The 23,216-nt window shown below is 69.8% G+C and carries 27 protein-coding genes; 14 read left to right on the top strand and 13 right to left on the bottom strand.

The features are described from left to right. Nucleotides 1-136: 136 nt before the first annotated feature. Genes FVP77_RS08850 through xseA form a run of 5 tightly spaced genes read right to left on the bottom strand, consistent with a single transcriptional unit; the run spans nucleotide 137 to nucleotide 4,400 of the window. Nucleotides 137-1,531: a class II fumarate hydratase gene (locus tag FVP77_RS08850; RefSeq protein ID WP_147894136.1), complete on the bottom strand. Its 1,395-nt coding sequence runs from the start codon at nucleotides 1,529-1,531 to the stop codon at nucleotides 137-139. A gap of 35 nt (nucleotides 1,532-1,566) precedes the next feature. Further along, on the bottom strand, nucleotides 1,567-2,166 hold the full coding sequence (locus tag FVP77_RS08845) for a carbonic anhydrase (protein ID WP_147894508.1): 600 nt from the start codon (nucleotides 2,164-2,166) through the stop codon (nucleotides 1,567-1,569). Nucleotides 2,167-2,204: 38 nt separating this feature from the next. Further along, on the bottom strand, nucleotides 2,205-2,840 hold the full coding sequence (locus tag FVP77_RS08840) for a DUF4245 family protein (protein WP_246134029.1): 636 nt from the start codon (nucleotides 2,838-2,840) through the stop codon (nucleotides 2,205-2,207). Next, entirely contained in the window at nucleotides 2,837-3,082 is a 246-nt protein-coding gene (locus tag FVP77_RS08835) for an exodeoxyribonuclease VII small subunit (RefSeq protein ID WP_147894135.1), read from the bottom strand. Before FVP77_RS08835 ends, FVP77_RS08840 begins: the two co-directional genes overlap by 4 nt. 31 nt (nucleotides 3,083-3,113) lie before the next feature. Then, entirely contained in the window at nucleotides 3,114-4,400 is a 1,287-nt protein-coding gene (gene xseA / locus FVP77_RS08830; RefSeq protein ID WP_147894134.1) for an exodeoxyribonuclease VII large subunit, read from the bottom strand. A 77-nt stretch (nucleotides 4,401-4,477) separates the two neighbouring features. Here xseA and FVP77_RS08825 point away from each other — a divergent pair, with 77 nt between their 5' ends. From FVP77_RS08825 to FVP77_RS08805, 5 genes are read left to right on the top strand one after another with little or no spacing between them, the layout of a single operon-like run. Then, nucleotides 4,478-5,521, top strand: a complete 1,044-nt coding sequence (locus tag FVP77_RS08825; RefSeq protein WP_187266858.1) for a 4-hydroxy-3-methylbut-2-enyl diphosphate reductase — start codon at nucleotides 4,478-4,480, stop codon at nucleotides 5,519-5,521. Next, a complete protein-coding gene (locus FVP77_RS08820; RefSeq protein WP_147894133.1) occupies nucleotides 5,518-6,141 on the top strand; it encodes a DUF6264 family protein in 624 nt (207 codons plus the stop codon). The genes FVP77_RS08825 and FVP77_RS08820 overlap by 4 nt, the downstream gene beginning before the upstream one ends. A gap of 42 nt (nucleotides 6,142-6,183) precedes the next feature. Beyond that, nucleotides 6,184-6,690 (top strand): sigma-70 family RNA polymerase sigma factor, encoded by a 507-nt coding sequence (locus tag FVP77_RS08815; protein WP_147894132.1) that lies wholly within the window; start codon nucleotides 6,184-6,186, stop codon nucleotides 6,688-6,690. After that, on the top strand, nucleotides 6,687-7,364 hold the full coding sequence (locus FVP77_RS08810) for an anti-sigma factor family protein (protein WP_147894131.1): 678 nt from the start codon (nucleotides 6,687-6,689) through the stop codon (nucleotides 7,362-7,364). Before FVP77_RS08815 ends, FVP77_RS08810 begins: the two co-directional genes overlap by 4 nt. Nucleotides 7,365-7,394: 30 nt before the next feature. Then, on the top strand, nucleotides 7,395-7,943 hold the full coding sequence (locus tag FVP77_RS08805; RefSeq protein WP_147894130.1) for an MOSC domain-containing protein: 549 nt from the start codon (nucleotides 7,395-7,397) through the stop codon (nucleotides 7,941-7,943). A gap of 96 nt (nucleotides 7,944-8,039) precedes the next feature. Here the strand turns inward: FVP77_RS08805 and fbaA are convergent, their stop codons facing one another. Continuing rightward, the gene (gene fbaA, locus FVP77_RS08800; protein ID WP_147894129.1) at nucleotides 8,040-9,071 is read right to left on the bottom strand and encodes a class II fructose-bisphosphate aldolase; all 1,032 of its coding nucleotides are present in this window, start codon (nucleotides 9,069-9,071) and stop codon (nucleotides 8,040-8,042) included. 186 nt (nucleotides 9,072-9,257) lie between these two features. Between fbaA and glpX the strand changes: the two genes are divergently transcribed. Beyond that, entirely contained in the window at nucleotides 9,258-10,247 is a 990-nt protein-coding gene (glpX, locus tag FVP77_RS08795; protein ID WP_147894128.1) for a class II fructose-bisphosphatase, read from the top strand. Nucleotides 10,248-10,397: 150 nt separating this feature from the next. After that, nucleotides 10,398-10,649, top strand: coding sequence for a UDP-N-acetylmuramyl pentapeptide phosphotransferase (locus tag FVP77_RS08790; RefSeq protein ID WP_116646774.1), 252 nt, complete (start codon nucleotides 10,398-10,400; stop codon nucleotides 10,647-10,649). Between the two features lie 22 nt (nucleotides 10,650-10,671). Here the strand turns inward: FVP77_RS08790 and FVP77_RS08785 are convergent, their stop codons facing one another. Together FVP77_RS08785 and FVP77_RS08780 are read right to left on the bottom strand one after the other, a co-directional pair. Continuing rightward, nucleotides 10,672-11,952, bottom strand: a complete 1,281-nt coding sequence (locus FVP77_RS08785) for a DNA recombination protein RmuC (RefSeq protein WP_147894127.1) — start codon at nucleotides 11,950-11,952, stop codon at nucleotides 10,672-10,674. A 33-nt stretch (nucleotides 11,953-11,985) separates the two neighbouring features. Continuing rightward, entirely contained in the window at nucleotides 11,986-12,591 is a 606-nt protein-coding gene (locus FVP77_RS08780) for an exonuclease domain-containing protein (protein ID WP_147894126.1), read from the bottom strand. A gap of 164 nt (nucleotides 12,592-12,755) precedes the next feature. Between FVP77_RS08780 and FVP77_RS08775 the strand changes: the two genes are divergently transcribed. From FVP77_RS08775 to FVP77_RS08765, 3 genes are all read left to right on the top strand, one after another. Continuing rightward, nucleotides 12,756-13,505 carry a class I SAM-dependent methyltransferase gene (locus tag FVP77_RS08775; protein ID WP_147894125.1) on the top strand — a complete coding sequence of 250 codons (750 nt, stop codon included), beginning with the start codon at nucleotides 12,756-12,758 and terminating at the stop codon, nucleotides 13,503-13,505. 61 nt (nucleotides 13,506-13,566) lie between these two features. After that, nucleotides 13,567-14,640 carry a redox-regulated ATPase YchF gene (ychF, locus tag FVP77_RS08770; RefSeq protein ID WP_147894124.1) on the top strand — a complete coding sequence of 358 codons (1,074 nt, stop codon included), beginning with the start codon at nucleotides 13,567-13,569 and terminating at the stop codon, nucleotides 14,638-14,640. 30 nt (nucleotides 14,641-14,670) lie between these two features. After that, nucleotides 14,671-14,976: a hypothetical protein gene (locus FVP77_RS08765; RefSeq protein ID WP_147894123.1), complete on the top strand. Its 306-nt coding sequence runs from the start codon at nucleotides 14,671-14,673 to the stop codon at nucleotides 14,974-14,976. 138 nt (nucleotides 14,977-15,114) lie between these two features. On the opposite strand, the gene FVP77_RS08760 is transcribed toward FVP77_RS08765, so the two are convergent. Continuing rightward, on the bottom strand, nucleotides 15,115-15,903 hold the full coding sequence (locus FVP77_RS08760; RefSeq protein ID WP_246134028.1) for an AraC family transcriptional regulator: 789 nt from the start codon (nucleotides 15,901-15,903) through the stop codon (nucleotides 15,115-15,117). Nucleotides 15,904-15,952: 49 nt separating this feature from the next. On the opposite strand from FVP77_RS08760, the gene FVP77_RS08755 reads away from it, so the two are divergent. Beyond that, nucleotides 15,953-16,375 (top strand): DUF2000 domain-containing protein, encoded by a 423-nt coding sequence (locus tag FVP77_RS08755; RefSeq protein WP_147894122.1) that lies wholly within the window; start codon nucleotides 15,953-15,955, stop codon nucleotides 16,373-16,375. A 22-nt stretch (nucleotides 16,376-16,397) separates the two neighbouring features. Here FVP77_RS08755 and FVP77_RS08750 read toward each other — a convergent pair whose 3' ends face one another. Next, a complete protein-coding gene (locus tag FVP77_RS08750; protein ID WP_147894504.1) occupies nucleotides 16,398-17,051 on the bottom strand; it encodes a histidine phosphatase family protein in 654 nt (217 codons plus the stop codon). Nucleotides 17,052-17,281: 230 nt separating this feature from the next. Here FVP77_RS08750 and FVP77_RS08745 point away from each other — a divergent pair, with 230 nt between their 5' ends. Together FVP77_RS08745 and FVP77_RS08740 are read left to right on the top strand one after the other, a co-directional pair. Beyond that, nucleotides 17,282-18,061 carry an alpha/beta fold hydrolase gene (locus FVP77_RS08745; RefSeq protein ID WP_147894121.1) on the top strand — a complete coding sequence of 260 codons (780 nt, stop codon included), beginning with the start codon at nucleotides 17,282-17,284 and terminating at the stop codon, nucleotides 18,059-18,061. Between the two features lie 33 nt (nucleotides 18,062-18,094). Next, a complete protein-coding gene (locus tag FVP77_RS08740) occupies nucleotides 18,095-19,744 on the top strand; it encodes an ABC-F family ATP-binding cassette domain-containing protein (protein WP_147894120.1) in 1,650 nt (549 codons plus the stop codon). Nucleotides 19,745-19,772: 28 nt separating this feature from the next. Here FVP77_RS08740 and FVP77_RS08735 read toward each other — a convergent pair whose 3' ends face one another. Further along, nucleotides 19,773-20,123, bottom strand: coding sequence for a LysR family transcriptional regulator (locus FVP77_RS08735; protein WP_147894119.1), 351 nt, complete (start codon nucleotides 20,121-20,123; stop codon nucleotides 19,773-19,775). Nucleotides 20,124-20,186: 63 nt separating this feature from the next. On the opposite strand from FVP77_RS08735, the gene FVP77_RS08730 reads away from it, so the two are divergent. Further along, the gene (locus FVP77_RS08730; protein WP_147894118.1) at nucleotides 20,187-20,906 is read left to right on the top strand and encodes a formylglycine-generating enzyme family protein; all 720 of its coding nucleotides are present in this window, start codon (nucleotides 20,187-20,189) and stop codon (nucleotides 20,904-20,906) included. A gap of 141 nt (nucleotides 20,907-21,047) precedes the next feature. Here FVP77_RS08730 and FVP77_RS08725 read toward each other — a convergent pair whose 3' ends face one another. Together FVP77_RS08725 and FVP77_RS08720 are read right to left on the bottom strand one after the other, a co-directional pair. Next, the gene (locus FVP77_RS08725; protein WP_147894117.1) at nucleotides 21,048-22,430 is read right to left on the bottom strand and encodes an SPFH domain-containing protein; all 1,383 of its coding nucleotides are present in this window, start codon (nucleotides 22,428-22,430) and stop codon (nucleotides 21,048-21,050) included. Nucleotides 22,431-22,549: 119 nt separating this feature from the next. After that, on the bottom strand, nucleotides 22,550-23,164 hold the full coding sequence (locus FVP77_RS08720; protein WP_147894116.1) for a GyrI-like domain-containing protein: 615 nt from the start codon (nucleotides 23,162-23,164) through the stop codon (nucleotides 22,550-22,552). Nucleotides 23,165-23,216: the final 52 nt, after the last annotated feature.

Raw genomic sequence — 23,216 nt, 5'->3', positions numbered from 1 at the left:
TTCGCCGGAAACTGGCGCAGTCCCGTGCTGAGGGGCTGGCGCGGCGGGCGGCTCGGGGCGCGGTGTGGACGGATGCTGCGGACACGCGAAACCGCCGCCGCCCCGGAGGGCGACGGCGGTAGACGGAGGTGCGGGTTCAGCCGGGGTGGGTCATCGAGAGCAGGTCGAGCTTCTCGTCGAGCTGCGCCTCGGTGAGTTCGCCGCGCTCCACGTAGCCGAGGTCGATGACGGCCTCACGGACCGTGATGCCCTTCGCGACCGAGTGCTTCGCGATCTTCGCGGCCGCCTCGTAGCCGATGAGCTTGTTCAGCGGCGTCACGATGGAGGGCGACATGCCCGCGTAGGCGGCGGCGCGGTCGACGTTGGCCTGGAGTCCGTCGATCGTCTTGTCGGCGAGCACGCGCATCGCGTTCGACAGCAGTCGGATCGACTCGAGCAGGGCGGTGCCCATGACGGGGATGGCGACGTTCAGTTCGAACGAGCCGGATGCTCCGGCCCATGCGACCGTCGCGTCGTTGCCGATCACTCGCGCCGACACCATGAGCACGGCCTCGGGAACCACCGGGTTCACCTTGCCCGGCATGATCGACGACCCGGGCTGCAGATCGGGGATGTGCAGCTCACCGAGGCCGGTGTTGGGTCCGGAGCCCATCCACCGGATGTCGTTGTTGATCTTCGTGAGCGATACGGCGATGGTGCGCAGCGCACCGGATGCCTCGACGAGGCCGTCGCGGTTGGCCTGCGCCTCGAAGTGGTCCTTCGCCTCGGTGATCGGCAGCTCGGTCTCGGCGGCGAGGAGCTCGATGACCTTCTGCGGGAAGCCGAGCGGGGTGTTGATGCCCGTACCGACCGCCGTGCCGCCGAGCGGCACCTCACCCACGCGGGGGAGGACGGCCTGCACGCGCTCGATGCCGAGGCGCATCTGGCGGGCGTAGCCGCCGAACTCCTGTCCGAGGGTCACGGGAGTGGCGTCCATGAGGTGGGTGCGGCCCGACTTCACGACCGACTTCCACTCGTCTGCCTTGGCCTCGAGGGCGACGGCGAGGTGGTCGAGCGCGGGGATCAGGTCGTCGATCAGGGCCTGGGTGACGGCGATGTGCACCGACGTCGGAAAGACGTCGTTCGACGACTGCGACGCGTTGACATGGTCGTTGGGGTGCACCGGCGACCCGAGACGCTGGGTCGCGAGGGTCGCGAGCACCTCGTTCATGTTCATGTTCGACGAGGTGCCGCTGCCGGTCTGGTAGGTGTCGACGGGGAAGTGCGCGTCGTACTGCCCGGTGATGACGTCGTCGGCCGCACCGGCGATGGCGTCGGCGACCGCCGCATCCAGCGTGCCCAGCTCTTTGTTCGCGAGCGCGGCGGCCTTCTTGATGCGGGCGAGGGCCGCGATCTGGGTGGTTTCGAGACCCGAACCCGAGATGGGGAAGTTCTCGACCGCGCGCTGCGTCTGCGCGGCGTAGAGCGCGTTCTTCGGAACGCGCACCTCGCCCATGGTGTCGTGTTCGATGCGGTACTCGGTGTCGGTCACGTCGTCGTCCTCCAGTTGCCGATGTGCGGGGTTGTTCAGGGGTGCGAATCGCCGGCGTCGCCCACGATCACGTCGGGCTCGACCTGGCCTTCATCGAGGCGGTAATTGGCGCCGACGATCGCGACGCGTCCTTCGGCGATGGCTTCGCTGATGAGCTCCGACGAGTGGAGCAGCTCGGCGACGGTGTCGCGGAGGTGCTCGCGACCCACCAGCTCGGGGTCTGCGGGGCCCTCGCTCGCGCGCAGCACACGTCGGACCGCGGGCACGATGGGTGCGATCTGCTTCCAGATCCCGGCGGGAAGGTCGGGGGCGTCGAGGCCGGTGCTGTCGATGGCGGCGCTCACCGCACCGCATGCGTCGTGCCGCAGGACGACGATGAGCTTGACGTCGAGCACGGCGACGGCATATTCGAGACTGCCGATGACCGAGTCGGAGATGACCTGGCCGGCATTGCGCACGACGAACAGATCGCCGAGTCCCTCGTCGAAGATGATCTCCGCGGCCAGCCGGGAGTCGGCGCATCCGAAGAGCGCTGCACGCGGGGTCTGGCCCGCTGCGAGGTCGTGGCGGCGCTCGACGTCCTGTCGCGGGTGCTGCGGCTCGCCGGCGACGAAGCGCTCGTTGCCGAGTCGCATCTCGTCCCAGACCTGGCGCGGAGTGAGTCGAGTCGTTGTCACGGGGTTGCCTCTCGGAGTTCTCGGATGTCGGCGGTGACGGCCGAGGCGGCCGCCTTCGCGATGTCGGGTGCGGCCGTGCCGTAGACGAGCACACGGTCGTCGCCGGCCGTTGTGGCGAGCGCGTAGGAGATGTTGCCGGCGCCTGCGGCGTCGGAGATGGAGTACTCCGCCCACTCGATGCCGTCGATCGTCACGGTCGCCGATGTCGTCGCACCCCGCAGCATCTCGGCGGGCCATGATTCGCTCGCACCGAATCCCTGCGCGATGTTCAAGAAGCCGCGCTCGGCCTTGGGGGCGTATGAGATGGTCCAGGCGTCGACGCTGCCGCCCTCGATGCGCGCCGCGTTGACGCGCCAGTCGTCGGGCACGGCGGGGTCGATCACCGGGCGTCCGAGGTCGGCGGCGAGGGCGGACGACTCGGCGGTGACGTCGATGGGGGGAGCCTCGGCGGGCGTGCCGCGGGGAACCCCGAGCACCACGACGAACATGATCGCGAGGGTGGCGAGGATGGCCGCCAAGAGGCTGGGGAACGTCTTGCTGGACCGGTAGCGGCGCGAGAACTCGGCTTTACGCGCCGCGGTCTCTTCGGCGGTCTCGGGTCGGCCGAGCTCTGCGACGACGCGGGCCATCATGCCTCCGCGCGTGCGTCGGTCGAGACGTCGCCGCGGGCGGCGTCGAGCCGCCGCTTGGCTCCGAGCAGCCACTCCTCGCACCGGGCGGCCAGAGATTCGCCGCGCTCCCAGAGCGCCAGCGAGTGCTCGAGCGTCGGCGCGCCCTGCTCGAGTTCGGCGACGACGCGCACGAGCTCGTCGCGGGCCTGCTCGAAGGAGAGCGTCGCGACGTCGGCGGCGGGTTCCGAGGGCGACGCGGTCATGGGTTCCATTCTAGGGCGGGGCTCCGACGGCTCAGGCTCCGGTCGAAGACTCCTCGACTTCGCCGTCCGAGCGCGCCGCCACCGATCCGCGCGCGACGGTGATCGTCATCGCGGTGCCCGCGGGCGCCTGCGCGGCGTCGCGCACGATCACGCCGTCGCCGATGTGGGCGATCGCATAGCCACGGGCGAGGGTGGCTACGGGCGAGAGGGCGCGCAGCGACGCGCGGAGTTCCATCGTCCGTCGCTCGCGCAGCGAGACGTCGCGTTCGACGAGGTCGCGGCCCCGGCTCGCCCGCATCCAGATCTCCTGAGCGCGCGCGGTGAGCGTCGTCTCAGGGGTGCGCAGCACCGGACGCGAGCGCAGCTGGTCGAGCTGCGCGATGTCGTGGCCGACGCGCTGCGAGAGGCGGGAGGCCAGCCGCGCGCGCAGCTGCGCCACCAGGGCCCGCTGCTCCGAGACGTCGGGCACGACCCGCTTCGCCGCGTCGGTGGGGGTCGAGGCGCGGAGGTCGGCGACGTCGTCGAGGAGCGGGTGGTCGTTCTCGTGACCGATGGCGCTGACGACGGGGGTGGATGCGGCGGCCACCGCGCGCAGCATCCGTTCGTCGCTGAATCCGAGCAGCGTCTGGGGGTCGCCGCCGCCGCGGGCGATGATGATCACGTCGATCTCGGGGTCGGCGTCGAGCGCCTTGAGGGCCGCGATGGTCTCGGGCACGCACCGGTCGCCCTGCACGGCGGCGTGCTTCGTGCGGATCAGCACGTGCGGCCATCGCAGCTCGGCGTTGCGGTGCACGTCTTTCTCGGCGTCGGAGTTCTCACCGGTGATGAGACCGATGTGCCGGGGGAGGAACGGCAGCGGCTTCTTGCGCGACGGATCGAACAGGCCCTCTTTGCGCAGCGCGAGTCGCAGCTGCTCGAGCTTCTCGAGCTGGTCGCCGAGACCGACGTGGCGCATCGCGGAGACCGAGAAGCTGAAGTCTCCCGTGCGGGGGAAGTAGTCGGGCTTCACGCACGCGATGATGTGGTCGCCGACCTTGAGGTCGCGGGGGAGCCGCTGCAGAGTGCTCGACCAGATGCGGAACGAGATGGTGGCGTCGGTCGCGAGGTCTTTCATGCGCCCGAAGACGTTGCCGCCGCGTTGGTTCCACGACGTGATCTCGCCCTCGACCCAGACCGATCCCCACTTCTCGACGAACCCTCGGATCGTGTCGTTGAGCCGCGCGACCGAGGTCGGGGCCTGCGCAGTGGAATCGCGCGGGGGCACGGAGTCGGGCGGAGGCGGTTGTCCCGGAACGGCCTCGGGATGGAACGTCGTCATGTGCTCCGGGTTCGTCGGGTTGTCGGGGTCGGCCGGGTATCGGCCGTCGTCCAGGGGTACCCCCGTAGAATCGAGGGGTGAGCACTCCTGTCGTCAAGCTGCCCCTGCCCCGCATACCGGGGCGTCGAGGACGGCTCCAGGATATCCCGGTGCCCGGACACAAGAAGGTGCTGCTGGCGGCCCCCCGCGGGTACTGCGCCGGAGTCGACCGCGCGGTCGTCGCGGTAGAGAAGGCGCTCGACCGCTTCGGTGCACCCGTCTACGTGCGCAAGCAGATCGTGCACAACATCCACGTCGTCCGCGAGCTCGAGGCCCGCGGCGCGATCTTCGTCGAAGAGGTCGACGAGGTTCCGCCGGGCTCCCACCTCGTCTTCAGCGCCCACGGCGTCTCTCCGGCGGTCGTCAATGCGGCCGCGGAGCGTCAGCTCCAGGCGATTGATGCCACGTGTCCTCTCGTCACGAAGGTGCACCGCGAGGCCGTGCGCTTCGCCCGTGACGACTTCGAGATCCTGCTGATCGGCCACGAGGGCCACGAGGAGGTCGAGGGTACGGCGGGGCACGCGCCCGACCGGGTGACGATCGTGAACTCTCCCGACGAGGCGGACACCGTCGAGGTGCGCGACCCGTCGAAGGTCGTGTGGCTCTCGCAGACCACCCTCTCGGTCGACGAGGCGATGGAGACCGTGCGGCGCCTGCGCCTGCGTTTCCCGCAGCTGCAGGATCCGCCCTCGGACGACATCTGCTACGCCACCCAGAACCGTCAGGTCGCGATCAAGAAGGTCGCGCAGGACGCCGACCTCGTGATCGTCGTGGGCTCGGCGAACTCCTCCAACAGCGTTCGTCTCGTCGAGGTCGCGCTCGAGTACGGGGCCAAGGCCGCCTACCGCGTCGACTACATCGACGAGGTGAAGCAGGAATGGCTCGACGGCGTCGAGACCGTCGGCGTCACCAGCGGCGCCTCGGTGCCCGAGGTGCTCGTCGAGGAGGTCATCGCCGAACTCGCCGGTGCCGGCTACCGCGACGTCGAAGAGGTCAAGACCGCGGAGGAAGACCTGCTGTTCTCGCTCCCGAAGGAACTGCGGTCCGACGACCGGGCCCTCGGTGGGCGGAGCCGCGCGTGAGCACCTCGGCATCGGATGATCGTCCCCGTCCGCAGTACGGCGAGTACGCCTCGCCGGAGGAGCAGCGGGCGCGCATCCGCCAGCCCGACGCCACCGATGCGCTGCTCGCAGGTCAAGCTCTCGACGCTCCCGCGAATCCTGCGCCCGTGAGCTCCGCGCCCCCGGCGACCCTCGCTGAGCAGACGCGGCGCACACCGTCGGCACCGTCGACGTCCGCGCTCTCGCGCCCCCTCACCGGGTGGCGCCTCGCGGACCGGATCGTCACGTTGGGTCTCCTCGCCTACGGGCTCGTCAACGTCATCGCCACCTCGGTGCAGCTGTTCTCGTTCGAGCAGTACGCCAACACGATCCTGGGTCTGTTCGGCGTCGACCAGGCCTTCACGAATGTCGCGCAAGGGCAGCTCTGGGGAACCGTCGCCGGGATCACGATGATCGTCGGGTGGCTGCTGACGGCCGCCCTCACGTGGCGTCAGCTGCGTCGCGGCCGCATCGCGTTCTGGATCCCCGTGGCCGGAGCGCTCGTCGTCAGCATCGCGGTGTCGATCTTCATCACGGTCCCGATCCTCAACGACCCCGCCTTCAGCGAACTGTTCAATCAGGTCGCGACGTCGGGAAGCTGAACCTCCGACGCCTCCGTCTCGTGTTCTGAGAAGGAGGGGCCGATGCGTGCAGACGAGGCGGAACAGCTCGCGGCGCTGTATGACGCGCACGCGGCGCCGGTATGGCGGTATGTGGTGTCGCTCACGGGCGATCGTGCGGGTGCCGACGACATCGTGCAGGAGACTCTCCTGCGCGCGTGGCGGACGCCCCGCATCATGGCCGACGACCCCGCAGCACTCCGCTCGTGGATGATCACGGTCGCCCGCAACCTCGTCGTCGACGAGGCGCGGAGCGCTCGGCGACGCCATGAGAACCCGGTCGCGGACATCCCCGACCGCGCCACCTCGGACGACACCGACGCCCTCTTCGACGCGCTGCTGATCGAGGAGGCCCTCGCGGGACTCAGCGCCGATCATCGAGCCGTGATCGTGACCGCCTACTACGGCGGCCGCAGCGTCGCCCAGTGCGCGGCCGCCCTCGGGATCCCCGAGGGCACCGTCAAGTCGCGGCTGCACTATGGATTGCGAGCGCTGAAGCTCGCCCTGCAGGAGAAGGGAGTGACGCGATGAATCCCGATCACGCGCACTTCGCAGAATGGGACGCCGCCTACGTGCTGGGTGCTCTCTCGGCGTCCGATCGACGCGAGTACGAAGACCACCTGGCCGAGTGCGCCGAATGCACGCGCGCCGTCGGCGAGATCGCCCCCACCGTCGGTCTGCTGTCGCGGGTCGCCGCACCGCCGATGACAGAGCACGACGAGCAGCCGGATGCTGCGCGACGCGCGCAGCTCGTTTCGATCGCGGGTCGTCGCGCTCGACGACGGCGCGACTGGTGGGTGGGCGCGAGCGTCGCTGCCGCAGCGCTCGTCGTCGCGGCTGTCGCGGTTCCCTTGACGATCGAGAACGCATCGCAGCAAGGAACCGTCTACGCCTTGGAAGACCTCGCGAACGCTCCTCTGGAAGCATCCGTCCGACTCACGGACGCCGCCTGGGGAACCAAGATCGACCTGGTCTGCCGGTACAGCGGCGAAGTACTCGACGCGCCCGAAGGCGGGTGGCCGTACGCGCTCGCGGTCGTCGATGCGGACGGCGCCTCGACGACCCTGTCGACCTGGCGGGCGGAGCCCGGATCGACCACGCAGCTGAGCGCCGGCACCGACCTGGGCGTCGGCGACATCGGCGCAGTGGAGATCCGGACGATCACCGGGGAGCGTGTGCTCATGCGGTACGAGGCCGACCACTAGGCGACCCTCATCGGGTCGTAGGATCGTGCGATGCCCCGACTCCTCGCCGTCTGCGCCGTGCACCAGCTGCGTCCCGATTCGGGGTCGCTCGGCGTGACCGCGATCGACAAGCGCCCGCTCGAGGGTGCGGTTAAGGTCGGGCCGTTCGGCGTGCGCGGCGACGTGCAGGCGAGCCGGAAGCACCACGGCGGTCATGACAAGGCGCTCTACGCCTACGCGCAGGAGGACGCCGAGTTCTGGGAGGGCGAACTGGGCAGGGCACTGCCGCCCGGGTGGTTCGGTGAGAACCTGCGCGTCGAGGGTCTGGACGTCAACGCGGCACGCATCGGCGAGATCTGGCGCATCGGCGACCGGCTCGAGGTGGAGGTGACGATGCCGCGCACGCCGTGCGCGACGTTCGCCCGGTGGGTGGGCGGCAGCGCCGCGCGCGGGTGGGTGAAGCGCTTCGACGCCGAGCGCCGGCTGGGGCCGTACCTCCGCGTGCGGCGGGCGGGCAGCATCCGTGCCGGTGACGAGATCGTCGTCGTCGCGGCACCGGATGGCGCACCGGCCCTTCTCGACGGCTACCGCGGCGCCTGAGCGAAACGACCGCGAGACCCGTCCCTCGCGACGGAAACCCGCAGAGTGTCGGGGTCTCGCCGCGGAGAACGGGTCTCGCGGATGCTGCGGGTCGGATCAGGCGGCGAGGGACTTGCCGTGCGAGCCGAGCTGCTTGGTCGCCTCGACGACGCGGACGGCCATGGCCGACTCCGCGACCTTGCCCCACGCGCGCGGGTCGTACAGCTTCTTGTTGCCGACCTCGCCGTCGAGCTTCAGCACGCCCTCGTAGTTCGAGAACATGTAGCCCGCGATCGAGCGCGTGAAGGCGTACTGCGTGTCGGTGTCGATGTTCATCTTGATGACACCGTTCGCCACCGCCAGGGCGATCTCTTCGTCGGTCGAGCCGCTGCCGCCGTGGAAGACGAGGTCGAGGGGCTTCGGGCCGGTGCCGAACCGCTCCGCGATGCCGGCCTGGATCTCGCCGAGCAGCTCAGGACGCAGCTTCACGCCGCCGGGCTTGTACACGCCGTGCACGTTGCCGAAGGTCAGGGCCGAGATGTAGCGGCCCTGGTCGCCGAGACCGAGGGCCTCGACGGCCTTGGTCACGTCGGCGACGGTCGTGTACAGAGCCTCGTTCGAGCCCTCGTGCTGAACGCCGTCTTCTTCACCGCCGACGACCCCGACCTCGATCTCGAGGATGGCGTTGATGTTCTTCAGGCGCGGGAGCAGGTCTTTCGCGATCTGGATGTTCTCGTCGAGGGGCACGGCCGAGCCATCCCACATGTGGGACTGGAAGATCGGGTTGCGGCCCGCGCGCACCTCTTCTTCGGACGCCTCGATGAGGGGGAGCACGAAGCCGGGAAGGGCGTCTTTCGGGCAGTGGTCGGTGTGGAGCGCGACCGTGATGGGGTAGTTCTTGGCGACCTCGGTCGCGAACTTCGCGAATGCGAGCGCTCCGGTGGCGCGAGCCTTGACGCTCTGCCCGGCGAAGTAGTCGGCACCGCCGGTGGTCACCTGGAGGATGCCGTCGGAGCCTGCCTCGGTGAGGCCCTGGAGAACAGAGTTGATGGTCTGCGAGCTCGACACGTTGATGGCCGGGTACGCGAAGCCGCCGGCCTTGGCGCGGTCCAGCATGTCGGCGTACTGCTCGGGTGTGGCGACGGGCATAGTCGTGCTCCTTGGGTTAGACAGGGGTCTTCGCTCAGCCTACCGAAGCGGGCCGGAGCGCACCGGGAGGTCTTCGAGACGAACAGATCGACGCCGGATGCTGTGCGGTTAAGAATCGCGATTCCTTCGGGTTCTGTTCGCCTGAAATCCGCGGATCGGCGTGATCGCGCCGCGTAGGCTGACCGCATGGTGAGCCTTACCGCGGACATGAGCCCGCTGCATCCCGACCGCAACCTCGCACTCGAGCTCGTTCGGGCGACGGAGGCGGCCGCGATCCGCGCCGTTCCGTTCGTCGGTCGCGGCGACAAGGAAGCCGCTGACGGCGCCGCCGTCGACGCCATGCGGGCGTTCTTCACGACCGTCGATTTCGACGGCACGATCGTGATCGGCGAGGGCGAGAAGGACAACGCCCCCATGCTCTACAACGGCGAGAAGGTCGGCAGCGGCCGTGGACCGCAGTGCGACGTCGCCGTCGACCCGATCGACGGGACGACCCTCACCGCCGCCGGTCGCCAGAACGCGCTCTCGGTCATCGCCGTCTCCGATGCCGGCAGCATGCTCGACGCCTCGACGGTGTTCTACATGGACAAGCTCGTCACCGGTCCGGAGGGCGTCGGCGTCGTCGACATCCGACTGCCGATCGGCGAGAACATCCGACTCCTGTCGAAGGCGCTCGGCAAGCCCGTCGAAGAGATGGTGGTGTCGGTGCTGAACCGCCCGCGTCACGAGCAGCTGATCCAGGAGATCCGCGAGGCCGGAGCCGGAACACGGCTGATGAGCGACGGCGACGTCGCGGGCGGCATCAACGCGGCTCGTCACAACGCACGCACCGACATGTGCGTCGGGATCGGGGGGAGCCCGGAGGGCATCGTGACGGCGTGCGCGATCAAAGCCCTCGGCGGGCACATCCAAGGTCGACTGCGTCCGCGCGACGACGTCGAGCGTCAGAAGGGTGCCGACGCCGGCTTGAAGTTCGACGACTACGTGTACGAGGCCGATGACCTCGTGCGGGGGAAGAACACGATCTTCGTGGCCACCGGTGTCACCGACGGGCAGCTCGTCGGAGGCGTGCGGCGCGAGGGCGACTTCCTCTATACGGAGAGCGTGGTGCTGCGCGGAGCGTCGGGAACCCTCCGGTGGATCTCCTCGGAACACCTCACGTCGAAGTGGCTGTGATCCTTCGCTGGTGACCGCCCGCGCGCGGAAGTGACGCGCGGACCCGCCGTCGTGACCGAGTCGTGACGACTCGTTCAGGTGATGCGTGGCAAAATTGACCTCGGTGTCAACGGCGATGCTTCCGTGATCACAGACGTGAGGGGAGTGGACATGTCCGCTCAGTCGAGCCAGTCCGCACCGCAGACCGGCGCCCAGGCGGTCGTCGCCGACGCCGTGGCGCACGCCGCCGCAGCCGCGGCCGTCGCCGCTCCGATCGACCCCGCGCGTCGCCCCGACGTGCTGTTCCGTGTGCGTCGAGAAGAGGGCCACGAGCCCAGCGTCTGGTGGATGATCGGCGCGTTCGTGATCGTCTCCGGCGCCGTCATCTCGCTGCTGAGCTTCGTGCCGGGCGGCGCGGGCTGATCGATCGCGCGATGAGCGCTCGCTAGAGCCGCTCGCGAACGTTGCCGAGGTCGGCGATGGCCGACGGTGGCGCGTCGTCGAGGCCGTCGAGCAGCTCCGGTGCGGTCCACCGACGCGTGCTGCGGTCGATCACAGGAGGGGTCGAGGCCGCTTCGAGCCGCGTGTCGTCGATACCGGGGAATTTGCGCGCACTGACGAGCACACGGCTCTCGAGCGACCCCGCGAACTTGTTGTACGAGTCGACCGTGCGCTCGATGGCGCGGCGGAGGTCGTCGGCATGCCCGGCGAGGGTGCCGATGCGCTCGTACAGCTCGGTGCCGAGCGCGAACAGCTGCCGTGCCTCCTGTGAGACGTCCTGCTGCGTCCACGTGTAGGCCACGGTCTTGAGTACGGCCCAGAGGTTCACCGGCGACGCCAGCGCGACCCGCTTGCCGAAGGCGTAGTCGAGCAGCGCCGGATCGTGCTCGAGCGCCGCCGACAGGAGAGACTCGCTCGGGATGAAGCACACCACGAACTCGGGACTCGACTCGAGGCCCGACCAGTAGCTCTTCTTCGCGAGGGCGTCGACGTGCGCCCGCACGGCCCGGGCGTGGCGGTCGAGCAACGACTCGCGTCGCGCGGCTTCCTCTCCCTGGGCGGTGAAGGGGATCGCGCTCGCTTCGAGGTAGGCGTCGAACGGCACCTTCGCATCGATCGCGAGCGTCTTGTCGCCGGGAAGCCGCACGATCATGTCGGGGCGCCCCGTGCCGGCGACCGTCGAGATCGTCGCCTGCGTGTCGAAGTCGACGTATCGCATGAGGCCCGCCGCCTCGACGACGCGGCGGAGCTGGGTCTCGCCCCACACGCCGCGGGTGCTGCTCGAGCGCATGGCCGACGCGAGCGCCTCGGTGGTCGAGCGCAATGCCTCGTCGGATTCGTGCGAGCGCCGCAGCTGCTCGCTCAGCGATCCGAACTGCACCCCGCGCTCGCGCTCGAGGTCTTCGACCTTGCGCTGCATCGTCTCGAGAGAGTCGCGCACGGGTGCGAGCGCCCGAAGCACCGTCTGCTCGCGGCGCTCGCGTTCCTCGCGCGCGGCCTGGTCGGCGCGTGCCTGGCCCGCGAGTTCGCGGTAGAGCAGCTGCTGGTGGTCGAGCTGCGCCTGCACGCCGACCCTGGCCGCTTCGGCCGCGGCGAGCCGGGCCGCAGCATCCGCCTGATCGCGCACCGAACGCGCGTTCGCCCGGCTGGTGCCGACGACGAACCCGGCGGCGAGGCCGAGGGCGACGCATGCGACCAGAGTCAGGAGGAGAACAGGTGCGTCCATGTCGTCAGGATGCCGCAGCCCTCCGACATCGCGTCACGCCACGGCGGCGAGCGCCGAAACGGGTGGCTCGGTGACGGCGATCCGGCCCAGGCGCACGCCCGCGGACTGCGCGAGATCGGCGATGTCGTTCACGCCGGCACGCCGCGCCGCATCGATGATGATGTGCGCGCAGGCGAGCGAGTCGGCGACGGCATCGTGATGGTCGAACTCGCTGAAGCCCGCCTCCGCGGCGACGAACGGCAGCCGGTACGACGGGAGCTCGTACGTCTTGCGCGCCAGCTGCAGGCTGCAGAGGTAGCGGTAGGGCGGGCACTCGTCGCCCGTCGCCTCGCACGCCCGGCGCAGGACGGCCATGTCGAAACCGGCGTTGTGCGCGACGAGCACGTCGGCCCCGGCGAACGCGGCCAGCCGGGTGAGCTGGTCGGACCAGCCGAGGGCATCGGCGCAGTGCTCCGGACGGATGCCGTGGATGCCGATGTGGAAGTCGAGGAACTCGTCGTGGCCCGGCGGGGGCTTGATCAGCCACCCTGCGGTCGCGACGACCTTTCCGTCGCGCACTCGGGTGAGTCCCACGGAGCATGCGGACGCACTGCTGGAGTTCGCCGTCTCGAAGTCGATCGCGGTGAAGTCCAGGGGCACGCATCCAGCGTCCGATGCCGGAGTGGGCACCCGGGGGAGGCGCGCCGCTGCCGACACAACTCCGGCGGAACGCCGCAGCCTTTCACGGGAGCGGTGGTTCGGCGGGCGACATGCGGCCCGGGCCGTCCGTTCTGCAGGGGTTGTGTCGGTCGTAGGGTCGATGCATGGCCGATCGCACGGAGATGTCGAGATCGTTCGGGGCCGAAGCCGCCGCCTACGAGGCCGGTCGCCCCGACTACCCGCTCGAGGCGGTCGAGTGGATGCTGGACCCCGTCCGCCGGCCCGGACACACGCCGCGGGTGGCCGACGTCGGTGCGGGCACGGGCAAGCTCACCCGTGTGGCGGTGGAGGCGGGCGCGGAGGTCGTCGCGGTCGACCCCGACGCCCGGATGCTCGACACGCTGCGCGCCCACGTGCCCGGCGTGCCCACCCACGTCGGCACGGCCGAGGAGCTTCCGCTGCCCGATGGCTCGCTCGACGCCGTCCTCGTCGCGCAGGCGTGGCACTGGGTCGACCCAGAGGCTGCCTCGACCGAGGTCGCACGCGTTCTGGGGCCGGGCGGAGTGCTCGGGCTGGTGTGGAACCTCCGCGACGAGAACGTCGACTGGGTGCGCCGCATGACCGAGGTGATGACGCCGAGCAACGCCGAGCTGATGCTCGCTCAGGGCACGCCGCCCGTCGGCCCGCCCTTCGGCGGGTACGAGCATCGCCGATGGACCTGGAGCCGACCCATGACGCGCGAGACGCTGTTCGCCATGGCGCGTTCGCGCAGCTACTCGGCGACGGTCGACGACGCCACGCGCGCCCGGATGACCGCGCAACTCGGCGAGCTGTTCGATGACATCGGCGCGACGGACGACGCGGTGGTCGACCTTCCGTATACGACGGAGGCGTTCCGCTTCCGGCGGCCCTGACGAGCCGCTCGCGACGCACGGGGCGAGGGGTGCAGCATCCGCGCGCCTAGACTTGGTGCCCGTGGCTCTTACCATCGCGATCGTCGGACTGCCCAATGTGGGCAAGTCCACCCTGTTCAACGCTCTGACGAAGAGCACGGTTCTCGCGGCGAACTATCCGTTCGCCACGATCGAGCCGAACGTCGGCGTGGTGAACCTCCCCGACCCGCGGCTCGACCAGCTCGCCGAGGTCTTCTCGAGCGAGCGCACCGTGCCCGCCGCCGTGTCGTTCGTCGACATCGCCGGGATCGTGCGCGGTGCGAGCGAGGGGGAGGGGCTGGGCAACCAGTTCCTCGCGAACATCCGTGAGGCCGACGCGATCGCCCAGGTCGTGCGCGGGTTCGCCGACGGCGACGTCGTGCACGTCGACGGAGCGGTCAACCCGCAGAACGACATGGAGACGATCAACGCCGAGCTGCAGCTCGCCGACCTCCAGACGCTCGAGAAGGCCATCACCCGGTACGAGAAGGAGGTTCGCGGCAAGAAGCTCGACCCCGTCGTGCTCGAATCCGCCACGGCCGCGCGCGATGCGCTTCAGCGCGGTGAGGTGCTCTCCGCCACGACGATCGATCTCGCGCCGATCCGCGAACTGGGTCTCTTGACCGCCAAGCCCTTCATCTTCGTCTTCAACGTCGACGAGGCGGTGCTGACGGATGCTGCGCGCAAGGCCGAGCTCGCAGCCCTCGTCGCTCCGGCCCAGGCCGTCTTCCTCGACGCGAAGATCGAGTCGGAACTGATCGACCTCGACCCCGAGGACGCAGCCGAACTGCTCGCCTCGACCGGCCAGGACGAATCGGGCCTCGACCAGCTCGCCCGCATCGGCTTCGCCACCCTCGGACTGCAGACCTACCTGACGGCGGGCCCGAAAGAAGCGCGCGCGTGGACGATCCCGCAGGGCTCGAAGGCCCCGCAGGCGGCCGGTGTCATCCACACCGACTTCGAGAAGGGCTTCATCAAGGCCGAGGTCATCTCGTTCGCCGACCTCCTCGAGCTCGGCTCCGTCGCCGAGGCCCGCGCGAAGGGCAAGGCCCGTCTCGAGGGCAAGGACTACGTCATGCAGGACGGCGACGTCGTGGAGTTCCGCTTCAACAACTGACCGGGCGGTCGGTGCGACGAAGGAGCAACGATGCGCCCACGCCTCCGCGACCGGTTCGATGCGACGTCTCTCGCGCTGGCCGACATCTTCTACACCTGGGACGTACTCGGGGTGTACGAGGATGAGAACAACCGGCCCGACGACGACGAAGAGTACGACGACCTGGTGAACCCGATGCGCGTCTGGCTATCGAGCGGCATGACCTCGGAAGAACTGAGCCGGTCGCTGACGGAGAAGCTCCGACGCGACTATGGGCTCTCTCCGGAATCACTCTTGTCTGCGCTCGACTTCACGTCGCGCGTGCATTCGTGGTGGCATTCGCCGAGACGACCCTGAGGCCCGCGCAGCGCGAGCCGGACGGTCTGATGCCAACCGGGTATGTAGCTTCGGGCGATCATCGCCGTCTGCCTGCTGACGCTGGGGCGAGCGGCGGTCACGGTGCTGCGCGTTCCCCAGCACAGGCCGTGCCGTAGGTCAGCGCGCGAGGGACGAACGGAACCGGGCAGGAGTGACGCCCAGGACTTTCAGAAAGTGCCTCGTGAGGTGTGCTTGGTCGTGGAATCCCGCCTCAGCCGCTGCGCTCGAGGGGCGGTGTCCGCTGATGAAGAGTTGGCGTGCGAGGTCGACACGTCTTCCGGTGACGTAGCGATGGGGCGGCAGGCCGAAGGCCGCCGCGAACGACCTCGAGAGGTGACTCGGATGGCTGCTCAGCAGCTGGCCGGCCTCTGCGAGCGACACGGAGCCGGGAAGTCGTGACTCGAGAAGGTCGCGGAGACTGCGGGCAAGGCGATGGTCGCGAAGCGACCGATCGGTGTCGTCGGCGCGTGAGGCCACAGCATCCGAGAGTTCGATCAGGGCCTGCTCCGCGGCGAGCCCTTCGCCCGGGGTGGCCAACGCCCGGTGGGCGCGCCGTGTGCCGGTGAGGAGATCGGCCCGAGTGGGTCGGTCGACGATGGCACCGATTCCGGACCGCGAGACCCACGAGTCATCGAGATACGCCACGCGCTTGACGAAGCCGGCCGCGCCGGGAGCAGCCTGTCCGTCGTGAGCCACCCCCGGGGGAAGCAGCGTCGCCGCGGTGTTGTCGGCGATATGCGATCGGCCGCCCAGGGTGTAGACCACCGCCCCCTCGTCGACCAGCATGAGCGCCCAGTCCGCGTGGGCGTGCAACGGATAGGCGTGGGTCGTCATGCGGGCGTGGAGGACTTCCCTCACCCCGGGCACGTCGGATCGCCACGCGTGCATCTGTGTGCGCTCCGCCATGCGAGAAACGTACAAGACGCGGTCCACCCCGTTGTCGGATCGTGGAGACATGACCGACGAACCCGTGCGTTTTCCCACCCGCATCGCCCTGATCCTCCGCGACGATCTCGAGCCATGGCAGAGCGTCAACGTGGCCGCGTTCCTCGCGAGCGGCGTGGCCGCTGATGCCGACCTGCTCGGAGAACCGTATCTCGATGCGGATGGCACCGAGTATCTGGCGATCTTCGGGCAGCCCGTGATCGTTATGGAAGGGGACGGGGACGTGTTGCAGGGCGTGAGGGCGAGAGCCGTCGCGCGTGGGCTGCGGGTGTCGGTCTACGACCGGCGGATGTTCGGGACGACCCACGACGCGGCGAACCGTGAGGTCGTCGCGGAATCCGCCGGTGTCGACCTCGACCTCGTGGGTGTGGCCGTCCACGGGCCGAAGAACGCCGTGGATCGCATCCTCAAGGGCGTTCCCCGCCACCGGTGAGGGCCGGGCGGCGGGGCGGAGGTCAGGACTCCGAGGGCTCCAGGGGCAGTTCGAGTCCGTAGTTCCACGACATGATGGCGGGCTGCTCGCGGTAGAAGCTCAGAACCGACACCGACCCGGCATCCAGAGTGATCTGCGCTCCGAAACGCGGTGCCATGCGCAGGAAAACGGCGGTCAGGATGCGGAGGAAGTGGCCGTGCGCGACGAGTGCGACATCTCCCTCGACCATCGCCGGCAGCACCCGCGTCAGCACGCGTGACGCGCGACCGGCGACCTCCTCCACGGTCTCGCCCGGTGTCTCGCCGCGGATCACGCCGTGGGTGAAGGCGCTCCAGTTGTAGCCGAGCTCTTCGCGGATCTCACGGGTCGTGCGGCCCTCGTACCCGCCGTAGTCCCACTCGACGAGCAGCGGATCGACCTCGGGCTGGAGGCCGGCGAGCTCGGCCGTGCGTCGCGCGCGTTCGAGCGGCGAAGTGAGGACGAGCGAGAAGTCGTACCCGGACACCAGCCTCCCCGCGCCGCGGGCGAGGTCCTCACCGCGAGGGGTGAGGGGGATGTCGGTGAGCCCGGTGTGCTTGCCGCTCTTGGACCACTCGGTCTCGCCGTGGCGGAGGAGGACGAGCTTGCCCGAGGGGTTGTCGGGTGCGGGCCTGTCGGGCAGCGGGTCGTTGGTGATCACACCGCAACCGTACTGTCCGCCGGGCCGGGAACGGCGCCGCCGGGCGGGTGCTCTCACCCGCCCGGCCACAACTCAGGACGAAAGGTGCGCCGCGGTGGCAAGATCCGCATGTTCTCGGGCGCCGGACGGGGCAGCGCAGCATCCATCCTGCGTTCTGGTCGCAAGGGGGGAGCAGACCCGGTGCCCGGCGTCCGTAACCGCCCCCGGCCGTCGGGGAGAATAGAAGCATGACGATCAGCGCCCCGCAGACCTTCGAACCCGACGGCCGTTCCATCCCCTTCGTCGACGAGGGCGAAGGGCACCTGCTCGTGCTCCTGCCCGGTCAGGGTCTCAGCATCGCCTCGCTCGGCACGCTCGCTCACGTGCTCGAAGAGGAGGGCTTCCGCATCCTTCGCATCGGGGTTCGTGCGCAGCCGGCCGACACCGCGTCGGTCACTCTCCACGACCTTGGCCAGGACGTCGTCGACGTGCTCGACCACCTGGGCATCGGTCAGGCCTGGATCGGCGGCCACGGCTTCGGCAGCACGCTCGCCCGCGTCATCGCCCGCGACCACGCCGACCGCGTCGAGGGTCTCGTGCTGCTCGGCGTGGAGGGATCCGGGCCCGTCTCGGCCGAAGCATCCGCCGCTCTCGATTCCGCCTTCGCCGCAGCGACGGCAAACGAGGCGGGCGACGCCATTCGCGTTCTCGCGGGCGACGCGGTCGACGCGGGCTTCGCGTGGAACGTCTTCTCGCGCCTGCGCGACGACGATGCGCGCGCACTGCAGGCGGCCGCACGGGCGGCGACCCCCGCCGAGGAGTGGGAGCCGCTCGCCGACCGCATCCCGGTGAACATCATCCAGGGCACGCACGACCGCATCGACCTTCCCGAGACCGCGGAGAAGCTGCGCGCGACGGCCCCGACGCGGGCGAGCCTCGCGAGCATCGATGGCGGCGGCTACCTCGCCGTGATCACGCACCCGGGCGAGATCGGCGCCGAGATCGAGGACTACCTCGGCTGGGATTGACCCGCCCCTCCGACTCAGACGACAGGACACAAGATGACCGCGACACTCGTGGCTCGCGGTGTGGCCGGCGGCCACGGCCACCGCACGCTCTTCGACTCGCTCGACCTCACGATCGCGCCCGGCGACGTGGTGGGAGTGGTCGGCGCGAACGGCGCGGGCAAGTCCACACTGCTGCGCCTGCTCGCCGGAGTGGACGAACCGCAGGCCGGCACCATCACGCTCGCGCCGACCGACGCCTTCGTCGGTTGGCTGCCGCAGGAGCACGAACGCATCCCCGGCGAGACCGTCGCACAGTACGTCGGACGCCGCACCGGGTGCACGCGGGCGACGGCGGAGATGGATGCTGCGGCCGCCGCGCTCGCCGATCCGTCGCCCGCCGACGGTGCCGACCCGGCCGACGTCTACTCGGCGGCGCTGGAGCGGTGGCTGGCGAGCGGCGCGGCCGACCTGGACGAGCGGATCCCGGCCGTGCTCGCCGACCTCGGCCTCGATCTCGCGAGCGAGACCGAGATGACGTCGCTGTCGGGCGGGCAGGCGGCCCGGGTCGGACTCGCGGCCCTGCTGCTGTCGCGCTTCGACATCGCGCTGCTCGACGAGCCCACGAATGATCTCGACCTCGATGGACTGGAGCGGCTCGAGGCGTTCGTGCGCGGGCTGCGGGGCGGCGTGGCGCTCGTGAGTCACGACCGCGAGTTCCTCGCGCGGTGCGTCACACGGGTGCTCGAACTCGACCTCGCGCAGGGGTCGAACCGCGTGTTCGGAGGCGGCTACGACGCCTACCTCGAGGAGCGCGCGACGGTGCGCCGTCACGCGCGCGAGAAGTACGACGAGTTCGCCGACAAGAAGGCCGACCTGGTCGCTCGCGCGCGCACCCAGCGCGAGTGGTCGAGTCAGGGCGTGCGCAACGCGATGAAGAAGGCGCCCGACAACGACAAGATCCGGCGGAAGGCCGCGACGGAATCCAGCGAGAAGCAGGCGCAGAAGGTGCGCCAGATGGAGAGTCGCATCGCCCGCCTCGATGAGGTCGAGGAGCCGCGGAAGGAATGGCAGCTCGAGTTCACGATCGGTGCGGCGCCGCGTTCGAGCTCGGTGGTGTCGACGCTGGGTTCCGCCGTGTTCACACAGGGCTCGTTCACGCTCGGTCCGGTGTCGCTGCAGGTCAACGCGGGGGAGCGGATCGGCATCACGGGGCCCAACGGCGCCGGTAAGTCGACGCTGCTCAGGGCGCTGCTCGGACGTCAGGAGCCCACCGACGGAACGGCGAGCCTCGGCGCGAACGTGCGCATCGGGGAGATCGACCAGGCACGGTCGCTCCTCGCCGGGGCCGAGCCTCTCGCCACGGCGTTCGAGGCGTTCGTGCCCGACATGGGCTCGGCCGACGTCCGCACGCTTCTGGCGAAGTTCGGGCTGAAGGCCGACCATGTGAACCGCCCGGTCGACGAGCTGTCGCCGGGCGAGCGCACGCGAGCGGGGCTGGCGCTGCTGCAGGCTCGCGGTGTGAACGTGCTGGTGCTCGACGAGCCGACGAACCATCTCGACCTGCCGGCGATCGAGCAGCTCGAGCAGGCACTGGAGTCGTACGAGGGAACCCTGCTGCTGGTCACGCACGACAGGCGCATGCTCGACGCGGTGCAGACGGACCGGCACTGGCGCGTCGACGCCGGTCGGGTCACCGAGGCGTGAGGCCGCGGGTCATCGGGGGCTGACCTCGTCAGCGCCCCTGGCGCTTCTTGAACGGCTTCGGCTGCCCCTTGACCACCGGGGCACGCCCCGTTCCCTTCGAGGCCTTCGCCTTCCCGCCCGCGGGGGCGGGCGTGTTGCCCGACGACACGGGGGTCTCCGCGATCTGGCGGCGTGCTTCATCGAGGAACAGCTCGCCGGCGGGCGTGAGCGTGGTCTTCCCGCCCGCCCGGGTGAACAGCGGGTGTCCGATCTCGTTCTCGAGCTTCTGGATCGCCGAGTAGAGCGCGGGGAGCGAGATGCCGAGCGATTCCGCGGCACGCGGGAAGTGCAGCTCTTCTGCGGCGGCGACGAACCGCACGAGGGACTTGAGACGGCTCACCTCTCGAATCTAGCCTGGCGACCGCCCCGCCCCGACCCGCCGGCCCCGTGACAGACTGCCGAGGTGGCGGACATCGAGATGGCGCGGATCGGGGGAGGCGCGGTCGTCCTGTACGGCGCCCGCCTCGAGCGACGGTGGACGGTGGAACTCGAACCGTTCGAGATGGGCGTCTATCCCGTCACCCAGGAGCAGCTCTCCGAGATCATCAGCGCCCCTTCGCCCGACCCGCGTCGGCCCGCGACGGGGGTGAGCTGGTTGCGCGCGATCAGGTTCTGCAATGCCGCGTCCGAGTGGGAGGGTCTCGATCCCGCCTATTCGTTCGACGGCGAAGATGTCACCTGGCATGTCGATTCCGACGGATTCCGGTTGCCGACGGAGGCCGAATGGGAGTTCGCCTGCCGCGCGGGTTCGACGGGCTCGCAGTACGGCCCGCTGCGCGAGGTCGCGTGGACGAGTGCGGATGGTGTGACGTCTCCGCAAGACGTAGGGGCGAAGCATCCGAACCTCAACGGGCTCTTCGACACGCTGGGCAACGCGTGGGAGTGGTGCTGGGACCTGCTCGATCCCGCTCGTTACGGCGAGTACCGGGTGTTCAGAGGCGGTGGGTTCGCCGACGATGCCTGGACGGTGCGGGCCTCGACGCGACGCGGAGGGCATCCTCGCAACGGCCAGGACGACGTCGGGTTCCGTCTCGCGAGGGGTGGATTCGACGGTACGGATGCAGCGCAGGGCTGGTCGGCGGCGCTGGACGCCGAGCGGGCGGCGGCCGGAGAGTCGCGCTAACGAATCTCACAGCCAGCCGTGTCCCCCATATGGGGGACAAGACACTAGAGTATTCCGAGTTGGACAACCCTCACTGCCCCTTCTCAAAGGACGCCCCCTCCTGGGCAGTGAGGGTTGCCCGACTTCCGGGCCTCGCTGCTCTCAGGCCTCGGCCGGCGCCGTCGCCGCTTGCGGCGCTTCGCCCGGACGACGGGCGGATGCATCGGCGAACGCCTCGCCCACCGCTCGGCCCTGGATGATGGCGGTGAGATCGATGCCGGTCGCGGCACGGACCGCGTCGAACGACGCGCGGAGCCCCGTCGCCGACTCGGTCGCGAGGTGCCCGCTGGCGCCTTCGCCGCCGAGCACGGTGATCGAGCCGACCTTGTCGTAGCCCTTGGCGAACTCGGTCATCATCGGCACGAGCGTCTCGAGCGCCCGCTGCGCGAGGAGCGCCTGCTGGTTCAGTGAGAGCGCCTCGGCCTCGGCGCTGATCGCCGCGGCTCGAGCCTCACCGGTCAGACGGAGGGCGTCGGCGTCGGCTTCCGCCTTCAGGCGCACGGCCGTCGCCTCCTGCGCCGCGATCTGCGCGCGGGCCTCGGCCGCCTTGACCTGGGCGTAGGCCTCGGCGTCGGCCTCCTGCTTGCGCTGGTAGAGGTCGGCGTCGGCGACGCGGCTGACCTCGGACTCGAGGCGTGCCTGGGTGTTCTGCGCCTCCTGGACGAGCACCGCCTGCTGCCGTTCGGCACGGGCGAGGGCCTCGGCCTGCTCGGCCTCGGCGTTCGCACGGCCGACCTCCGCCTTGGCGGCGGCGTTGTTCTTGTCGAGCGCGGTCTGCTCGATGAGGTTCGCCTCGTCGGTCGCGATCTGGCGGGCCCGGATCTCGCGCACGGCGTTGATGCGGGCGACCTCGGCCTCGCGCTTCACGCGCTCGACCTCGGTCGCACCGAGGGCCGCGATGTAGCCGTTGAGGTCGGTGATGCCCTGGATCTGGAACGAGTCGAGGATCAGACCCTGCGACGACAGGTCTTGCTTGATGCCCTCGGCGATCTGGTCCGACAGACGCTGCCGATCGCGCATGAGCTCTTCGACCGTCAGCGTGGCGACCACGCCGCGCAGCGCGCCCTCGAGCTGCTCGGTGGTGAACTGCTCGATGGCCTTGTCCTGGGAGGCGAAGCGCTCGGCCGCCCGGCGCACCGACTCCGGGTCGGAGCCGATCTTCACCAGGGCTACGCCGCTGACGTTGACCGTGACACCGGTCGACGACTGCGCGGTGGGCTCCATCTTGATCTGGCGCGCGCGCAGCGAGATCATCTCGGCGCGCTGGGTGAGCGGGTTGACGATCGCGCCGCCACCGGTGATGACCGTGATGCGCGACGACGTCACGCCGTCGGTGCTGCGCTGACGCTTACCGACGATGACGAGGGCCTCGTCGGCCTTCGCCACGCGGTACCACGCGCGGACCAGGAGGGCGATGAGGATCAGGGCGACGAAGGCCACCCCGACTGCGATCAGAACCAGAATGCCGATTCCTGCGATTTCCATGGGGTCTCTTCCGTCGTGCGTCGATAGTCGACGCGGCGGTATGCCGGCCACCTCCAATCTATCCGTCGCCTATGACACGACGTCAATCGAGGGCGACCGCCGACGTGGCGCCGCCGCCGTCACCTCACGGGCTGGCGCAGGATCGTCCGCCGTTTCCCGGGCGCGACCCGGCGGGCATCGGACAGGTAGATCTCGTGATGCCGGCCGGCGAGTCGGAGACCGTGGGCGGGAAGGAACTCCTCGTGCATCCGTTGCAGCAGCGGACCTTCGGAATCGAAGGATCCCACGTGGAGGGTCTGCACGCAGCGCCGCTCGCAGAGCGACTCGAGCCGCACCTCGTCCAGGCGCTCCGGCGGGGATCTCCGGCCGACCGCGTCGCGTGCGCGCGCCACCGCGTCGTCGTCGATCCACGGCGGCACCACCATGAGAAGCGTCCAGTCCCATCGGGATTTGTCGCGGGAGGTGGTGAAAGCATCCATGTCGTCGGCCCACCACAGTCCCTCGAGCGGCATGACGACGTAGTCGCGGTCGAGTTCGCGTTTGCTGGCGAACTTCAGCGCGTAAGCGAGCGGGTAGAGCGCGGCGACCGCGGATGCGAACACGGGGGAGGTGTTCGGGTCGCCGCTCCCGTCGATCATGAGGTAGGTCAGATCGGGCACATCGACGATGCGGAAACGGTCGCGCGGGGCACGGTAGGCGTCGATCTCGGTCTTGAGGTCGATCTTCGGCGTCATGGCGGGCTCCCGGGTCGCGGATTCGAGGCTAACGCCGCACCCGGTCGCACCC

The sequence above is a fragment of the Microbacterium hatanonis genome (assembly GCF_008017415.1).
Lineage (GTDB): Bacteria > Actinomycetota > Actinomycetes > Actinomycetales > Microbacteriaceae > Microbacterium > Microbacterium hatanonis.
This window is presented reverse-complemented; position numbering and strand designations above follow the sequence as displayed.

Coding starts and splice junctions, on each gene's coding strand:
- FVP77_RS08845 (WP_147894508.1), bottom strand. CDS start 2,166: ATGCGACTCGGCAACGAGCGCTTCGTCGCCGGCGAGCCGCAGCACCCG.
- FVP77_RS08840 (WP_246134029.1), bottom strand. CDS start 2,840: ATGATGGCCCGCGTCGTCGCAGAGCTCGGCCGACCCGAGACCGCCGAA.
- FVP77_RS08835 (WP_147894135.1), bottom strand. CDS start 3,082: ATGACCGCGTCGCCCTCGGAACCCGCCGCCGACGTCGCGACGCTCTCC.
- xseA (WP_147894134.1), bottom strand. CDS start 4,400: ATGACGACGTTCCATCCCGAGGCCGTTCCGGGACAACCGCCTCCGCCC.
- FVP77_RS08815 (WP_147894132.1), top strand. CDS start 6,184: ATGCGTGCAGACGAGGCGGAACAGCTCGCGGCGCTGTATGACGCGCAC.
- FVP77_RS08810 (WP_147894131.1), top strand. CDS start 6,687: ATGAATCCCGATCACGCGCACTTCGCAGAATGGGACGCCGCCTACGTG.
- FVP77_RS08805 (WP_147894130.1), top strand. CDS start 7,395: ATGCCCCGACTCCTCGCCGTCTGCGCCGTGCACCAGCTGCGTCCCGAT.
- fbaA (WP_147894129.1), bottom strand. CDS start 9,071: ATGCCCGTCGCCACACCCGAGCAGTACGCCGACATGCTGGACCGCGCC.
- glpX (WP_147894128.1), top strand. CDS start 9,258: ATGGTGAGCCTTACCGCGGACATGAGCCCGCTGCATCCCGACCGCAAC.
- FVP77_RS08790 (WP_116646774.1), top strand. CDS start 10,398: ATGTCCGCTCAGTCGAGCCAGTCCGCACCGCAGACCGGCGCCCAGGCG.
- FVP77_RS08785 (WP_147894127.1), bottom strand. CDS start 11,952: ATGGACGCACCTGTTCTCCTCCTGACTCTGGTCGCATGCGTCGCCCTC.
- FVP77_RS08775 (WP_147894125.1), top strand. CDS start 12,756: ATGGCCGATCGCACGGAGATGTCGAGATCGTTCGGGGCCGAAGCCGCC.
- FVP77_RS08765 (WP_147894123.1), top strand. CDS start 14,671: ATGCGCCCACGCCTCCGCGACCGGTTCGATGCGACGTCTCTCGCGCTG.
- FVP77_RS08760 (WP_246134028.1), bottom strand. CDS start 15,903: ATGGCGGAGCGCACACAGATGCACGCGTGGCGATCCGACGTGCCCGGG.
- FVP77_RS08755 (WP_147894122.1), top strand. CDS start 15,953: ATGACCGACGAACCCGTGCGTTTTCCCACCCGCATCGCCCTGATCCTC.
- FVP77_RS08745 (WP_147894121.1), top strand. CDS start 17,282: ATGACGATCAGCGCCCCGCAGACCTTCGAACCCGACGGCCGTTCCATC.
- FVP77_RS08740 (WP_147894120.1), top strand. CDS start 18,095: ATGACCGCGACACTCGTGGCTCGCGGTGTGGCCGGCGGCCACGGCCAC.
- FVP77_RS08725 (WP_147894117.1), bottom strand. CDS start 22,430: ATGGAAATCGCAGGAATCGGCATTCTGGTTCTGATCGCAGTCGGGGTG.
- FVP77_RS08720 (WP_147894116.1), bottom strand. CDS start 23,164: ATGACGCCGAAGATCGACCTCAAGACCGAGATCGACGCCTACCGTGCC.